General features: G+C 39.7%; 1 protein-coding gene. It reads left to right on the forward strand.

What is annotated here, in order from left to right; genetic code table 11:
* Window positions 1-93 precede the first annotated feature (93 nt).
* Window positions 94-678: a DUF7973 family transport facilitator gene (locus ABFX15_RS01300; protein WP_346023751.1), complete on the forward strand. Its 585-nt coding sequence runs from the start codon at window positions 94-96 to the stop codon at window positions 676-678.
* Window positions 679-697: the final 19 nt, after the last annotated feature.

The following is a 697-nucleotide window of genomic DNA, read 5'->3' on the forward strand; positions in this document are numbered from 1 at the left end:
TATTTTAATTGATAGAGCAACGATAGTTGCATTAAAACAACACGAAAAAACAAAAAAATTGGTAATTACTCTACAAATTATGGAGGTAAAACAATGGATATCATTATACTATTATTGGCTTCTTTCGGAGGAGGGGTATTTGGGGCTCTTATCGGTGGGTTAGCAGCTTTTATTTTTACTGGAATCGCTGCTTTGATAGGTATTGCTATAGTATTGTCCGGTGGAGGAGATGCATTCTTATCTGAGGTAGCTTTTGGTCCGTTATTTGGTCCACATATCGCTTTTGCAGGAGGGGTTGCAGCTACAGCCTATGCTGGAAGAAAAACAGCCAGTAAAAACAGGAAGCTGAAAGAAGAAAAGAATCTTTCAGGGGCGGATGTCGTACTTGAAGATCATGAACTCATGAACGGGGAAACTGATGTAGAAAATGGTGCAGACATCACCAGTCCAATGTTTAAAACTATCGATCCAATCGTATTACTGATCGGTGGTGTTTTTGGAATGCTCGGTTTTGGAATCAACTATCTGTTCGCTACAGTATTGGCACTCCCGCTTGATACTATTGCACTGACAGTATTTGTATTAGGCGTCATTGCAAGATTTGCATTTGGGAAATCCGGCTTAACTGTAGAAAAGCATTCTATACCGATAAAAAAGAGGCGAAAAAAGGCAATGTGATCCAGCAGACGTGAATACA

Origin of the sequence: Alkalibacterium indicireducens, assembly GCF_039522005.1 — a bacterium.
In the GTDB taxonomy this organism is placed as follows: domain Bacteria; phylum Bacillota; class Bacilli; order Lactobacillales; family Carnobacteriaceae_A; genus Alkalibacterium; species Alkalibacterium indicireducens.